Origin of the sequence: Verrucosispora sp. ts21, from assembly GCF_002879555.1 — a bacterium.
GTDB classification, from domain to species: domain Bacteria; phylum Actinomycetota; class Actinomycetes; order Mycobacteriales; family Micromonosporaceae; genus Micromonospora; species Micromonospora gifhornensis.
In genome coordinates, this window is sequence record NZ_PNOZ01000013.1 from 1 (window position 1) to 13,710 (window position 13,710).

Sequence of the window (13,710 nt, forward strand, 5' to 3'; positions counted from 1 at the left end):
CTCGACCATGTGCACCGGGATGCGGATGGTGCGGGCCTGGTCGGCCATGGCGCGGGTGATGGCCTGGCGGATCCACCAGGTGGCGTAGGTGGAGAACTTGTAGCCCTTGGTGTAGTCGAACTTCTCGACGGCGCGGATGAGGCCGAGGTTGCCTTCCTGGATGAGGTCGAGGAAGGCCATGCCGCGACCCGTGTAGCGCTTGGCGATGCTCACCACGAGCCGGAGGTTGGCCTCCAGCAGGTGGTTCTTCGCCGCCTGGCCCTCCTGTGCGATCACCGTCAGGTCGGCGAGCAGCTCGGCGGAGACCGGCGTGCAGGTGGTCAGCTTCTCCTCGGCGAACAGCCCGGCCTCGATCCGCTTGGCGAGCTCGACCTCCTGGGCGGCGGTCAGCAGCTTCGTGCGGCCGATGCCGTTGAGGTAGGCGCGGACCAGGTCCGTGGAGACGCCGCGCTCGTCGGTGGCGTCCAGGTCGGTGAGGGTGTCGATGCCCGGCTCGGCCTCGGTGCCGACGCGCGTCTGGTGCTCCATCATCTGCAGACCCATCTCCGTCTCCCCGTTTCGTCCGTGCGGTGTTGCGTGGCCAGTTCTGCCGGTGACACACAGCTTGGCGGTCGGGGCGTAAAACGGGAGTGAGGCGATCACGAACCTGACAATCCGGAGTCCGGTCGGGTTGGTCGATTCACCCGGTTCGGGTTGCCGACTCCGGTTACCGTGCCTGCGGCCGGCCGACAGGCAGTCCGCCGGGGATGGACACGACAGTCAAGCGACGGAGGCAACTGTGGTCTTCAAGCGGCTCATGCAGGCGATGGGAGTCGGTGGCCCGGCAGTGGAGACGGTGCTGGCGAATCCGAACTGTCGACCGGGGGGCCAGCTGGAGGGCGCCGTCACGGTCACCGGCGGTGACCACGCGGTGGACATCTCGTACGTGGCGCTGGGGTTGATGACCCGCGTCGAGGTGGAGAGCGGCGACAACGAGTACGCGACCAATCAGGAGTTCCAACGGCAGCACGTCACCGGGGCGTTCCGGCTCGAAGCCGGGCAACGTCACGACATTCCGTTCCGCTTCGACGTGCCCTGGGAAACCCCGGTGACCGAGCTGTACGGACGACACCTGGCCGGGATGACCATGGGACTGCGTACGGAGCTGGAGGTGGCTCGGGCGGTCGACTCCAGTGACCTGGACGCGGTGGCGGTGCACCCGCTGCCGGCCCAGGAACGGCTGCTGGAGGCGCTACTGCGGCTGGGCTTCCGGTTCGCCCGCGCCGACGTGGAACGGGGGCACATCTACGGCGTCCACCAGACGCTGCCGTTCTACCAGGAGATCGAGTTCTATCCGGCACCGCAGTACACCGGTGCGATGAACCAACTGGAGGTCACCTTCATCGCCGATCCCCGGCAGTTGCAGGTGGTGTTGGAGCTGGACAAGCGCGGCGGGCTGTTCACCGAGGGCCGGGACGTCTTCGGCCGGTTCACCATGGACTACGCGACCCTGGACCAGACCGACTGGGCCGCCCAGCTCGACGGTTGGCTGCGCCAGTCCCTGCAACGCCGGGGCCTGTTCGGCTGACCTGCCGCCCCGCCCCGCCGCGCCGGTCCGGACCGCCCCGCCGCGCCGATGCGGGCCGCCCTCACCGCGCGGATGGGGGCGGCCCCGGTCGTCAGAGGTCGAGCAGGATGGTGCGGGGACCCACGTTGACGCTCTCCACAAGCATGTGCGCCCGGAAACGACCGGTGTGGACCGGTGCGCCACGGTGCCGCAGCGCCTCGACCACCGCGTCGACAAGCGGTTCGGCCACCTCGGCCGGGGCCGCCGCGGTCCAGGAGGGGCGGCGGCCCTTGCGGGCGTCGCCGTACAGGGTGAACTGGCTGACCACCAGGATCGGTGCGGCGACCTCGGCGGCGGAGCGTTCGTCGTCGAGGATCCGCAGCTCGTGCACCTTGCGCGCCATCGTCCGGGCGGTCTCGACGGTGTCGGTGTGGGTCACCCCGAGCAGCACCAGCAGCCCGTCGGTGATCGCACCGACCACCTCGCCGTCGACCGTGACGCTGGCCCGGCCGACGGTCTGCACCACCGCGCGCACTACGCCTCCACCGGCTCGATGAAGCCCCGCTCCACCAGGTGCGCCACGATCGGGCCGGCGGCCTCGGCCAACTCGTCGACGGTGACGTCGTGCGCGACGGCGAGCAGCGCGAGCTGATCCCGCAGCGGCAGCCGCCCGTCGGCCCCGCCGACCAGGGCCAGCACCAGCGGGTCGATCTCCTCGCTCCAGCGCAGCCCGTGCGGCATGTCCAGGACCTGGCGATCCACCCCCCAGCCGTCCTCGCCCATGGTGGCCTCCTGGTGCAGTCGCAGCCCTTCGGCGGCGCGGTAGCGGGCGGCCAGCACGCCGTCGGTGCCCTGCTCGCGCAGCCAGTCCTGCCGGTCGAACCAGGTGGCGATGCGGTCACCCATCGGTGCCTGCACCCGCTGGCGCAGATCCTCGACCCGAAGTACCGGGTCGTCGTGGCCACTGCGGCGCAGCGAGACGATGCCGAAGCCGATCGCCTCCACCTTGTGCGCGTCGAACCAGTCCAGCCAGTCGGCCATCCGCTGCGGGTCGGCGACGTCACCGACGTCGGTGAGCCACAGGTTGACGTACGCCATCGGGTCGGCGACCTCGCGTTGGACGACCCACGCGTCCAGCCCGGTACCGGCGAACCAACCGGTCACCCGCTCGGCCCAGTCCTCGCCGGTCACGTGCACCCAGTTGGCCAGGTACTGCATGGTGCCGCCCTCGGTGAGCAGGGTCGGCGCGGCGGCGGCCAGTTCGGCGCCGATCGCGTCGCCGACCCGGCCGGAGTCGCGGTACACGTGGGTGGTGGTGCCCGGTCCGACCACGAAGGGCGGATTGCTCACCACCAGGTCGAAGCGGCGGCCCGCCACCGGCGCGACCATGTCTCCGCGCAGCAGTTCCCAGTCCTGACCGTTGAGGGCGGCGGTGGTGGCGGCGAAGCGCAGCGCCCGCCGCGAGACGTCGGTGGCGGTGACCTGCCGCGCGTGGGTGCTCAGGTGCAGCGCCTGCACCCCGGACCCGGTGCCCAGGTCGAGCGCGGTGTCCACCGGCCGGCGGACGGCAGCGCCGATCATGGTCTGGGTGGCCCCACCGATGCCCAGCACGTGCTCGGCGTGCAGCGGACGGCCGGGTCGGGCGCTGGCGGGTACGTCCGCCAGGACCCACCAGTCGTCGGCGTACGGCTCCAGGTCCAGGCCCATCCGCAGCCCGTCGCCGTGCCGCTCGACCAGCCCGGCCTCCAGCGCCTCGGTGATCGTCAGGGGTGCGAGCGCCGCCGCCACGGCCGCCTCCGGTTCGGTCTGCTCGCAGATGAACACCCGGATCAGGGTGGCGAGCGGATCCCGGTCGGTGGTGGCGCGCAGCGCGGCCCGGAAGTCGTTGCGGGCCACCCCGCTGGTGGCTACCGGACCGAGCCGGGTGGCGATGCCGTTGGCGGTGAAGTCGGCGTTGGTCAACGCGGTCCGCAGCGCGTCGACGCCGGCGGGGGAGAGCAGCATGTCGTGTCCGTCCACGCTGTCATCCTGCCTGGTCGCACCGGGCCCGACCGCTAGCACCCGTGACATGGGAAGTCAATCGATGCACATCTCTGTTATATCCATCGATATGCCGCTAGCATCTCCTGCAACTCAGTCCACGGGCACACCGTCCGGCCAGAAGCCCGGTCGGCTGCCCAGGTAAGGGAGGCAAGACGATGTCCTCAGGGTCCCCCGCGCGGCGCAGCCTCATCCGGGCGCTCGCCGTCGTCGCCACCGCGGCGGCCGTCTCCGCGGCCAGCACCACCGCAGCGGTCGCCGCACCCACCGGTGAGATCCGCGGTGCCGGCGCGTCGAACGCGATCAGCGGAAGCTACCTTGTCGTTCTTCGTTCCGACGCGGTCGGCACCGCCGGATCGTCGGCCGCCCGCGCCGCCGTCCCGGACCGGGCCAGCACCCTGGTCAAGCGGTACGGGGGCAGTGTCTCCGACGTGTTCAGCGCCGCGCTGACCGGCTTCTCCGCCAAGATGACCGCCGCCCAGGCCGCCCGGCTCGCCGCCAACCCGGCGGTGGAGTACGTGGAGCAGGACCAGAAGATCACGCTCGCGGCCACCCAGAGCAACCCGACCTGGGGCCTGGACCGCATCGACCAGCGCAACCTGCCGCTGAGCAGGAGCTTCACCTACCCGAACACGGCCACCAACGTGCGGGCGTACATCATCGACACCGGCATCCGGACCACGCACAACGACTTCGGCGGCCGGGCCACCTGGGGCACCAACACGGTCGACAGCAACAACACCGACTGCAACGGCCACGGCACCCACGTCGCCGGCACTGTCGGCGGCTCGACCTACGGTGTCGCCAAGGGCGTCCGTCTGATCGCGGTCAAGGTGCTCAACTGCTCCGGCAGCGGCTCCACCACCGGCGTGGTCAACGGCGTGAACTGGGTGACCGCCAACGCGGTGAAGCCGGCCGTGGCCAACATGAGCCTCGGCGGCGGGGCCAGCACGACCATCGACAACGCGGTGGCCAACTCGATCCGCGCCGGCATCAGCTACGCCGTGGCGGCCGGCAACTCCAGCGCCAACGCCTGCAACTACTCGCCGGCGCGCGTCTCGACCGCCATCACCGTCGGCTCGACGACCAACACCGACGCCCGCTCCTCGTTCTCCAACTTCGGCTCCTGCGTGCACATCTTCGCGCCGGGCACGAGCATCACGTCGGACTGGCACACCAGCAACACCGCGACCAACACGATCAGCGGCACCTCGATGGCCTCCCCGCACGTGGCCGGCGCCGCCGCCCTCGTCCTGTCGGCCAACCCGTCCTGGACCCCGGCCCAGGTCAAGACCTACCTGGTCAACAACGCCACCACCGGCGTGATCAGCAGCCCGGGCAGCGGCTCCCCGAACCGCCTGCTGTTCGTGGTCAACTGACCCTGACCTGAAACCGGCCCGGCGGATCGGTGATCCGCCGGGCCGCTTCACGCCGCCAGGTCGACAAGCACCGAGGTGGTCGAAGTGGTCTGGGCCGGGAAGGCCCGCGCCGGCCCGTCGACGTGCACCGTCACCTGACCGCCCACCGGGCAGGCGGCACCGCCGTCGAGGATCCGCGCGGTGATCCGGGTGCCGTCGGCCAACCGGAGCCCGATCAACGCGTCATGCCCGTGAAAGTCGTGTCGTAGGACGCTGGCGGTGACCCCGGCCGAGCCCGCGGCGACGCGCACCTGCTCCGGGCGGACCAGCACGGTGACCGGGCCGTCGGTCACCGGTCCGGTCACCGGCAGCACGCCGAGCGCGGTCCGGGCGCTGCCCTGTTCGACGACCGCGGGCAGCAGCACCGCGTCGCCGACGAACCCGGCCACCCACGCGTCGACCGGCTCGCGGTAGACCGCGGTCGGCGCGCCGGCCTGGATCACCCGCCCGTCGCGGAGCACCACCACCTTGTCGGCCACCGACAGCGCCTCGCCCTGGTCGTGGGTCACCAACACGCCTGTCGCGCCGTCGGCGCGCAATGCCTCACGTACGTCGTGCCGCAGTCCGGCCCGCAGGCCCGCATCGAGGGCGCTGAACGGCTCGTCCAGCAGCACCACCGACGGTCGCGGCGCCAGCGCCCGGGCCACCGCCACCCGCTGCTGCTGCCCGCCGGAGAGCTGATGCGGCATCCGGGCGCCGTAGCCGGCGAGCCCGACCAGCGTCAGCACCTCCTCGACCCGGTCGGATCGCCGCGTGGCGCGGTCCAGGCCGTAGCCGACGTTGTCCGCCACGCTCAGATGCGGGAAGAGCGCGCCCTCCTGGGGCACCACCGCGATGTTGCGGCGGTGCGCCGGCAGGTGCCGCCCACCGCCCGCCACCCGGCTGCCGTCGATCAGGATCTCCCCGGCGTCGATCCGTTCGAAGCCGGCGAGGCAGCGCAGCAGCGTGGTCTTGCCGCAGCCGGAGGGCCCGAGCACGGCGGTCAGCTGGCCGGAAGGCACCGTGACGTCCACCCCGGCCAGCGCGGTGACCTGCCCGTACCGCTTGACCACTCCGCTGAGCACGACCTCGCTCATGCCGGCCCTCCACTGAGTTGATGATGTGTTCTGCTCATGCCCGCTCCTCCTTGTCGAGCAGGCCGCTACGGGCGACCAGCAGCCAGGTGGGCAGGGCGGAAATCGCCACCAGCAGTGCAGCGTAGGGTGCCGCGGCGGCGTAGGCACCGACGGCGGTGCTGGTCCACAGTTCGGTGGCCAGGGTGTCCATCCCGGTGGGCCGCAGCAGCAGGGTGGCGGGCAGTTCCTTCATGCCGGTGAGGAAGACCAGCGCGGCCCCGGCGCCGATGCCGGGCAGGATCAGCGGCAGGGTCACCGTCCGCAGCACGGTCCACGGGCCACGGCCGAGTGACCGGGCCACCTCCTCCAGACCGACGGGGGACTGGGCGGCCGCGCCGGCCACCGCGCCGACCGCCAACGGCAGGAACAGGGTGGCGTACGCGAGAGCGAGTAGCCACCAGGTCTGGTAGAGCGGGTACGCCACGTTGATGCCGAAGAAGATCAGCGAGAGTCCGATCACCACGCCGGGAAGGGCGTGGGCCAGGTAGGCCAGCCGGTCCAGCAGGCTGGTCAGCGGGCCGGGTGCCCGTGCCGTGAGCAACCCCAGGGGCAGCGCCAGCAGCATGGTCAACGCTGCGCCGGCCAGTGAGACGGTGAGCGAGTTCCCGGCCGCGGCGAGCACCTCGGGCAGCGCGCCGGGGCGGGACACGCCGGCGGCCAGCCGCCGACCGAGACTGACCGCCGGCACGCCGAGCGCCAGCCCGGCGACCCCGACGAGGACGGCGATGACCGGCCAGCGGGCCGGGCCGAGCGGCAGCCGGGACGCCGGCCGCCGGGCACCGCCGAGCCGGGAGTACCGGGCGCCCCGACGGCGGGTGGCGGTCTCACCGGTCAGCAGCAGCACCGTCAGCGCCACCAGCACGCAGGAGAGCACCAGCGCTCCGGTCCGGTCGAAGCCCATGTCGAAGGCGACGAAGATGGCCCGGGTGAAGGTGTCGGCGCGCAGGATGGACACGGCGCCGAAGTCGGAGAGCACGTAGAGCGCGACCAGCAGGGCCCCGGCCGCCGTGGCCGGGCGGATCTGCCGCAGGGTCACCGCGGTGAAGGTCTGCCAGCCGCTGCGCCCCAGCGACCGGGACACCTCCTCCTGGGCCGGGTCGGCCCCGCGCAGCGCGGCGGCGACCGGCAGCAGCACGTACGGGTAGGAGCAGAGGGTCAGCACCAGCGCGGCCGGCCAGAACCCCTCCCACCGGGGCACCGTGGATACCCAGGCGAAGGCGGCGATGTAGGTCGGTACGGCCAGCGGCAGGGCGGCCAGCACGGCGAAGACCCGACGACCGGGCAGGTCGGTGCGGGTGACCAGGAAGGCGGTGCCCACGCCGAGCAGCACACAGGCCGTGGTCACCACCGCCGCCAGGCCGATGCTGCGCAGCGCGAGCAGGCCCACCCGCTCGGTCCACAGTTCTGCGGCGATCCGGTCCCAGCCCGCCTCGGCGGTGCGTACCGCGAGGTAGGCCAGCGGGATCAGGGCGACGGCCACCGCGGCGGTCGAGGCCGCGAGCAACGCCGGCCGGGGAGCCAGCCGCCGCACCTGCCCGGGTACGCCGAACAGGGCCGACCCGGTGCGGGACGGCCCTGTGACGGTCGGCGGAGCGGTCAGGGGACCAACCCCGAGTTCTTGATCATGGAGACGGTGGCATCGAGCGTGTCCAGGTCGTTCAGGTCGATCTGCGGCACCGCCAGGTCGGCCAGGGCCGGCACGAACGCCGGGGCGGGCGCACCGTCGATCACCGGGTACTCGTAGGTCTGCTCGGCGAAGTAGGTCTGGGCCTCGGTGCCGAGCAGGAAGTCCACGAACGTCTGCACGTCCGGGTTGTCGGCCGCGCGCTTGAGCACGCCCACACCCGCCACGTTGACCAGCCCACCGGTGTCACCGCCGGGGAAGAAGTGCAGCTTGGCCTTGAGCGCGTCCGGCGTGGTGCCCTGCTCCTTGGCGACCTCGCCGAGGTAGTAGTGGTTGATCAGGCCGGCCGGGATCGCGCCGTTGAGCACGTCCTCCAGGATCTTGCCGTTGCCGTCGCGGATCTGCGGGTCGTTGGCCTTGAGCCCGCGCAGGAACTCCTCGGCCTTGGCGTCGTCGTGCTGCACCCGGATGGCGGTGACGAACGCCTGGAACGACGCGTTGGTCGGTGCGACGCCGACCTTGCCCTTCCAGGCCGGCCCGGTGAGGTCGAACACCGAGGCGGGCAGTTGGTCGGCCGGTACCAGGTCCGGGTTGTAGACCAGCACGCGGGCGCGGGCGCTGACGCCGACCCACTGGCCGTTGCCGGCGCGGTAGGTGGCCGGCACCTTCGCCGTGGTGGCCTCCGGAAGGGTGCTGAACATGCCCTGCTTGGCGACCGTGCCGAGGGCTCCGGCGTCCTGGGCGAGGAACACGTCGGCCGGGGACTTGTCGCCCTCCTCGACCAGTTGGGCCGCGAGCTGCGCGGTGTTCGCGTAGCGGGCGTTGACGGCGATGCCGGTCTGCTCGGTGAACTTGTCAAGCAGCGGCTTGATCAGCTGCTCGTTGCGTCCGCTGTAGACGGTGATCTGCTTGTCGGCGGACTTGTCGGAGCCGGTTGCCTTGTCCTCCTCGCCCGATCCGCAGGCAGCCAGGCCGACGGTGAGCAGACTGGCGGCGAGCAACGCACGCGTGAAGCGGCGGGTGGCAGGCACGGTGAACCCCTTCTCCGGTTGATCCGGCAGCCCGGTACTGGTCGGGCGACCGACGCGCCGAAGTTAGCACAGCCTAACCTCAGTTCGAAATTCGGTAGGTGCTGCACCGGTTCCGGGGACACGACAGGCAGGATGGAGGACATGACGCTCGCGTTGCCCATCGACCCGGCGGCGAACCAGCTGCTGCTGCGCAGCCCGCTCGCCCTGCTGACCGGGATGGTGTTGGATCAGCAGGTCTCGATGGAGAAGGCCTTCTCTTCTCCGTACGTGCTGACTCAGCGACTCGGCCACGACCTGGACGCCCGGGAACTCGCCGGGTACGACCCGGACGCCCTGGTGGCGCTCTTCGCCCAGCCGCCGGCCCTGCACCGGTTCCCGAAGGCGATGGCGGCCCGGGTGCAGGAGGTGTGCCGGGCGCTTGTCGCGCACTACGACGGCGATGCGGCCCGGCTCTGGGTCGATGCGGCGGACGGCCGTGAGCTGCTCGCCCGCATCGCCGCCCTGCCCGGGTTCGGTCGGCAGAAGGCGCAGATCTTCCTCGCCCTGCTCGGCAAGCGGTTCGGGGTGCAGCCGCCCGGCTGGCAGGAGGCGGCCGGCGACTACGGCGACCCGGACGCGCACCGCTCCGTCGCCGACGTCACCGACGCCGAGTCGCTGCGCCTGGTCCGGGAGTACAAGCAGCAGATGAAGGCGGCGGCGAAGGCGAAGGCCGCAGGCTCCTGACCGCTGGCCGGGTTTCGCCCTCGGCCGGGGTCGGGTCGATCGTCAGGCGGCGCTGGGCTGGGCCAGGGAGGCGATGGCCCGCCGGACGTCGGCCAGCGAGACGGTGGCCGAGTCGTCCAGGTCGGCGAGACCGGCCTCGATCCACTGCCGCATCAGGGTGGTCACACCGATGCCCCGGGCGTCGGCCGCTGCCCGGACCCGTTCGTAGGTCTCCAGCGGCAGCCGTACCGAGCGGCTGACCATCGGGGTGTCGGTGTCGGGGACGGGAAGCTCCACGGCTCGGCTCTCGTCGATCAACTCGGCGAGCCGCTCACCGCCGCTGTGGAACTGCTTTGTCGCGTCGTGACGGTCCATCGTCACCGCCTCCTGCTCTCCGGAGATTTTCGTACCGCCTCGTCGTAGCGCTTGGCCTCGACGTCACTCAACTCGCGGGCGGACAGGACGTCCCAGTCGTTGTCGGTCCCGTCGGCCTCGGCCAGCAGCACCGCGATCCGCCGCCCGTGGGCGGTGGTGGCGTACACCACCATCACGTCGTCACCGAGGTGGCGGATGACACGTCGGCTGCTGTGCAGCGCCGCCCAGACTTCCCCGGGTGTGACGTCGTAGACCCGCAGGTTGGCCAACGCCTCGTCGGTGAAGCTGAACCGGCTGCCCACGGCGAGAGCGTACCACGTACGTAACACGAATCCCGGGCCGACGAACCTCGCCGCCCGAGCCGCGGTGGTGACAGGATGGGTGGGATCCCCGAGGAGGTACACGGTGAAGCGTCAGGCGTACCGACCGATCCTCATCACCGACGCCTCGCGAAGCCAGGACGACCAGCTGACCACCCGGCAGCGGCGGTACGTCATGATGATGTGCGTCCGGGCGGCCTGCGTGGTCGTCGGCGCGATCCTGGTCGGTGCCAAGGCGCCCCTGCTCTGGCTCTGGCTACCCCTGGTGGCGCTGGGCATGCTGATCGTCCCCTGGCTGGCGGTGCTGCTGGCCAACGATCGTCCGCCGAAGGACGAGCACCGGCTCGCCAACCGCTTCCGGCGCGGCCAGCCGACGGAGGCCCCGGCGAGGAGTCTCACCGCCGAGGAACGCCCACACAAGATCATCGACGCCGAGCCCTGACCGCCGGCGCAGCTCGCGCGGGGGCCGGAGGAATCCCGGTCAACCCCGCGCGAGGCCGTGCTGTCGGCGTGTCCGCGTCGCCCGGTCAGCCGGACGGGCGGGCACCGACCTGGGACACCGCTGCCGCGCCGAGACGGGTGGCCCGCTCCAGGGCGGTGTGCGGCGCGGCACCGGCCAGCCATCCGGTCAGCAGCCCGGCGGCGAAGGCGTCACCGGCTCCGGTCACGTCGACCACCGCCACCCGGCGGGCCGGAATGGTGACGATTGTCGGCTTTCGATCCACCCAGGTCGCGCCGGCCGCGCCCTGCTTGACCACCACCCGCCGGGCCGAGGCGACAAGCGCCCGCGCCTGAGCCACCGGGTCGAGGCCACCGGCCAGCACGGCCGCCTCGTCGGTGTTCACCAGCAGCAGGTCGACCTCGCGCAACCAGGACAGGAAGGCTGCCGCGCCGACCGCTCGCAGCGGTGCGGCCGAGGCCGCGTCGACGCTTGTCGTCATGCCGCGCTGACGGGCGACCTTCAGCGCGTGCAGCCCGGCCGGCCGGGAGCCGGCGTCCAGCAGGGCGTAGCCGGACAGATGCAGATGGGTCGCGTCCCCGGCGGCAGCCAGCGCCGTGTCGACGTGCTCGGGCGTCAACCGGACGTTCGCCCCGCGCTCGGTGACCATGGTGCGTTCGTCGCCCACGGCCAGCACGATCACCGTTCCGGTGGCACATCCGGGTATCCGGGCCACCACGCAGTCGACTCCCGCGGTGGTCAGCTCCGCCACCCGGTCCCGTCCTGCGGTGTCGTCGCCGACCGCGGCGACAAGCGTCACCGGCACACCCTGCGCGGCGAGCCAGGAGGCCGTGTTGGCGGCCTGTCCGCCCCCGGTGAACTGGATCGCCGCCGCCGTGTCCGAGCCGGTCGCGAGCGGGCCGGTCAGCACCGCCACCACATCCGTGATCACGTCACCGACGACGATGACCCGTCCGGTGCGGCTGGCCGCGTCCGGTGTGCCGTCGGCACCGGTGTCCCGCCCGGCGGTCCGCTCGCTCACGGCTCCGCCAGCGTTCGTGGTTGCGCGGCTCGCAGAGTCGGCGCACTGCTCGCGGTCACGCCGCGGGCTCCGCGCGGTGGGCGGCGGCGACCGCGATCCGGGCGGCCAGGTCGGCGTTGCGCAGGATGATCCGGACGTTGACCGCCAGGCTTGCACCCTGCGTGGCCGAGTGGAAATGGGCCAGCAGGTACGGCGTCACGGCCTTGCCGCTGATCCCGTCGCGCTCCAGCCGGGCCAGCCCTTCGGCGAGCGTACGGTCGTGCAGTTGCGGATCCAGCTGCTCGTCGGTGGGCAGCGGGTTCGCGACGACCAGGCCGCCGTGCTGGACGCCGTGCTGCTCCCGAGCGGCCAGGATGTCGGCGATCAACTCCGGGGAGTCGGCGGACCAGTCCAGGTCGAAGCCGCTGTCGGTGATGAAGAAGCCCGGGAACCGGCGGGTGCGGTAGCCGACGACTGTCACCCCGAGGGTTTCCAGGCGTTCCAGCGTCGCGCCCACGTCGAGGATCGACTTGACCCCGGCGCACACCACGGCGATCGGCGTCGAGGCCAGCGCGACCAGGTCGGCCGACTCGTCGAAGGTCTGTGCCGCCTCCCGGTGCACCCCGCCGAGGCCACCCGTGGCGAACACCCTGATGCCCGCGGCGGCGGCGACCGCACTGGTCGCGGCCACGGTGGTGGCACCGTCCGCGCCGGTCGCCGCAGCCACGGCGAGATCGCGTACGGAGAGCTTGGTCACGCCGTCGGCGGTGGCCAACCGGGTCAACTCGGCGTCGTCGAGGCCGACCACCAGCTCACCGGCGACCATGCCGATGGTGGCCGGCACCGCGCCCGCGTCCCGGACGGCCTGTTCGATCTGGCGGGCCACCGTCAGATTGTCCGGTCGGGGCAGGCCGTGCGAGACGATTGTGCTTTCCAGGGCGACCACTGGACGGTGTTGGCGCAGCGCCTCGGCCACCTCGGTGCCGAAGCGAAGATGAAAGTTGGTCACAGTCGCCCACCGTACTGCCGGCACGCCGCGCACCTCAGGTGGACCGGGGTCACGGTGACCTGCCAGACTTGTCGGTTGGAGGTGTAGACGTGAGTGCACAGGTCCTCGAGCGTCCGGAACTGAAGGACGCCGACACTGGTCCGGAGATGTTCCACTACGTGCGGAAGGAAAAAATCGCCGAAAGCGCCGTCATGGGCACGTTCGTCGTGGCGTTGTGCGGGGAGAAGTTCCCGGTGACGAAAACCCCCAAACCGGGTTCGCCGGTCTGCCCGAAGTGCAAGGAGATCTACGACTCGTACACCGAGTGATCCCGCATCGTCCGCGTAACCTGCGGCGGTGACCACCTCCACCGCCCTGCTCCTGGCCGACCTGGCCGGGGTCGCGGTCTTTGCCGCCTCGGGTGCTTCCGCCGCGGTGGCCAAGCGGCTCGACCTGTTCGGCGTCGTCTTCGTCGGCTTCGTCGCCGCCCTCGGTGGCGGGATCGTCCGTGATCTGGTGATCGACGAGGTTCCGCCGCTGGCCTTCGCCGACTGGCGGTACGCGGCCACCGCCGCAGTGACCGCCGGGGCGATCTTCTGGCTGCACCCGCAGTTCGCCCGGCTCCGCACCACCGTGCTGGTGCTGGACGCGGCCGGGCTCGGCCTGTTCACCGTCGCCGGCACCCTCAAGGCCCTCGACGCCCAGGTCCCGCCGGTGGGCGCCTGCCTGATCGGCATGATCACCGCGATCGGCGGCGGACTCTGTCGCGACCTGCTGACCGGCGAGATCCCGGTCGTACTGCGGCGGGAGATATACGCCGTGGCGGCGCTCGCCGGTTCGATCGTGGTGGTTCTCCTCGACGGTCTGGGATACGCCGGGCCGATTCCGCTCGTCGCGGCGGTGCTGCTGGTCTTCGGCGTACGCCTGGTGGCCTTGCGGCGCCGCTGGTCGGCGCCGGTGGCGACGCTGCGGCCACCTCGCACCGGCGGCATTGCGGGCCCGCCGGACTAGCGTCTGCCGGTTGCAGTGGCGCACGGCACGAGGTGCCGGTGTGGCGTCGAGTGGGGCTCGGGGCCGCTGCTGGTTATGCT

Annotated in this window: 16 protein-coding genes; 6 read left to right on the forward strand and 10 right to left on the reverse strand. The window is 71.7% G+C overall.

The window, feature by feature from the left end:
• Positions 1–543: sigma-70 family RNA polymerase sigma factor (locus C1A38_RS07650; RefSeq protein ID WP_146017481.1), on the reverse strand; the 543-nt coding region annotated here is incomplete at its 3' end.
• A 235-nt stretch (positions 544–778) separates the two neighbouring features.
• Between C1A38_RS07650 and C1A38_RS07655 the strand changes: the two genes are divergently transcribed.
• On the forward strand, positions 779–1,567 hold the full coding sequence (locus tag C1A38_RS07655; RefSeq protein WP_102657136.1) for a sporulation protein: 789 nt from the start codon (positions 779–781) through the stop codon (positions 1,565–1,567).
• 91 nt (positions 1,568–1,658) lie between these two features.
• Here the strand turns inward: C1A38_RS07655 and dtd are convergent, their stop codons facing one another.
• Together dtd and C1A38_RS07665 are read right to left on the reverse strand one after the other, a co-directional pair.
• Positions 1,659–2,081, reverse strand: coding sequence for a D-aminoacyl-tRNA deacylase (gene dtd / locus C1A38_RS07660; RefSeq protein WP_102657137.1), 423 nt, complete (start codon positions 2,079–2,081; stop codon positions 1,659–1,661).
• Positions 2,081–3,565 (reverse strand): DUF7782 domain-containing protein, encoded by a 1,485-nt coding sequence (locus C1A38_RS07665; protein ID WP_199180126.1) that lies wholly within the window; start codon positions 3,563–3,565, stop codon positions 2,081–2,083. The genes dtd and C1A38_RS07665 overlap by 1 nt, the downstream gene beginning before the upstream one ends.
• Positions 3,566–3,744: 179 nt before the next feature.
• Between C1A38_RS07665 and C1A38_RS07670 the strand changes: the two genes are divergently transcribed.
• Positions 3,745–4,965 (forward strand): S8 family peptidase, encoded by a 1,221-nt coding sequence (locus C1A38_RS07670; protein WP_102657138.1) that lies wholly within the window; start codon positions 3,745–3,747, stop codon positions 4,963–4,965.
• 47 nt (positions 4,966–5,012) lie between these two features.
• Here the strand turns inward: C1A38_RS07670 and C1A38_RS07675 are convergent, their stop codons facing one another.
• The 3 genes from C1A38_RS07675 to C1A38_RS07685 all read right to left on the reverse strand — a co-directional run bounded on the left by C1A38_RS07675 (position 5,013) and on the right by C1A38_RS07685 (position 8,774).
• Positions 5,013–6,080 (reverse strand): ABC transporter ATP-binding protein, encoded by a 1,068-nt coding sequence (locus C1A38_RS07675; RefSeq protein ID WP_102657139.1) that lies wholly within the window; start codon positions 6,078–6,080, stop codon positions 5,013–5,015.
• Between the two features lie 34 nt (positions 6,081–6,114).
• Positions 6,115–7,650 (reverse strand): ABC transporter permease, encoded by a 1,536-nt coding sequence (locus C1A38_RS07680; protein WP_102657140.1) that lies wholly within the window; start codon positions 7,648–7,650, stop codon positions 6,115–6,117.
• 65 nt (positions 7,651–7,715) lie between these two features.
• Positions 7,716–8,774, reverse strand: coding sequence for an iron ABC transporter substrate-binding protein (locus C1A38_RS07685; protein WP_102657141.1), 1,059 nt, complete (start codon positions 8,772–8,774; stop codon positions 7,716–7,718).
• A gap of 132 nt (positions 8,775–8,906) precedes the next feature.
• Between C1A38_RS07685 and C1A38_RS07690 the strand changes: the two genes are divergently transcribed.
• A complete protein-coding gene (locus C1A38_RS07690) occupies positions 8,907–9,497 on the forward strand; it encodes an HhH-GPD-type base excision DNA repair protein (RefSeq protein WP_102657142.1) in 591 nt (196 codons plus the stop codon).
• Between the two features lie 42 nt (positions 9,498–9,539).
• Here C1A38_RS07690 and C1A38_RS07695 read toward each other — a convergent pair whose 3' ends face one another.
• Both C1A38_RS07695 and C1A38_RS07700 read right to left on the reverse strand, forming a co-directional pair.
• On the reverse strand, positions 9,540–9,851 hold the full coding sequence (locus C1A38_RS07695) for a hypothetical protein (RefSeq protein WP_043723428.1): 312 nt from the start codon (positions 9,849–9,851) through the stop codon (positions 9,540–9,542).
• Positions 9,852–9,853: 2 nt separating this feature from the next.
• A complete protein-coding gene (locus tag C1A38_RS07700) occupies positions 9,854–10,153 on the reverse strand; it encodes a hypothetical protein (protein ID WP_233196696.1) in 300 nt (99 codons plus the stop codon).
• Between the two features lie 103 nt (positions 10,154–10,256).
• Here C1A38_RS07700 and C1A38_RS07705 point away from each other — a divergent pair, with 103 nt between their 5' ends.
• On the forward strand, positions 10,257–10,613 hold the full coding sequence (locus C1A38_RS07705; RefSeq protein WP_102657143.1) for a DUF3099 domain-containing protein: 357 nt from the start codon (positions 10,257–10,259) through the stop codon (positions 10,611–10,613).
• Positions 10,614–10,698: 85 nt separating this feature from the next.
• Here the strand turns inward: C1A38_RS07705 and C1A38_RS07710 are convergent, their stop codons facing one another.
• Together C1A38_RS07710 and C1A38_RS07715 are read right to left on the reverse strand one after the other, a co-directional pair.
• On the reverse strand, positions 10,699–11,577 hold the full coding sequence (locus tag C1A38_RS07710; RefSeq protein WP_102657224.1) for a carbohydrate kinase family protein: 879 nt from the start codon (positions 11,575–11,577) through the stop codon (positions 10,699–10,701).
• 130 nt (positions 11,578–11,707) lie between these two features.
• The gene (locus C1A38_RS07715) at positions 11,708–12,640 is read right to left on the reverse strand and encodes a pseudouridine-5'-phosphate glycosidase (RefSeq protein WP_102657144.1); all 933 of its coding nucleotides are present in this window, start codon (positions 12,638–12,640) and stop codon (positions 11,708–11,710) included.
• 89 nt (positions 12,641–12,729) lie between these two features.
• Between C1A38_RS07715 and C1A38_RS07720 the strand changes: the two genes are divergently transcribed.
• Both C1A38_RS07720 and C1A38_RS07725 read left to right on the forward strand, forming a co-directional pair.
• The gene (locus C1A38_RS07720) at positions 12,730–12,948 is read left to right on the forward strand and encodes a DUF3039 domain-containing protein (RefSeq protein ID WP_013732293.1); all 219 of its coding nucleotides are present in this window, start codon (positions 12,730–12,732) and stop codon (positions 12,946–12,948) included.
• Between the two features lie 28 nt (positions 12,949–12,976).
• On the forward strand, positions 12,977–13,630 hold the full coding sequence (locus C1A38_RS07725) for a trimeric intracellular cation channel family protein (protein WP_102657145.1): 654 nt from the start codon (positions 12,977–12,979) through the stop codon (positions 13,628–13,630).
• Positions 13,631–13,710: the final 80 nt, after the last annotated feature.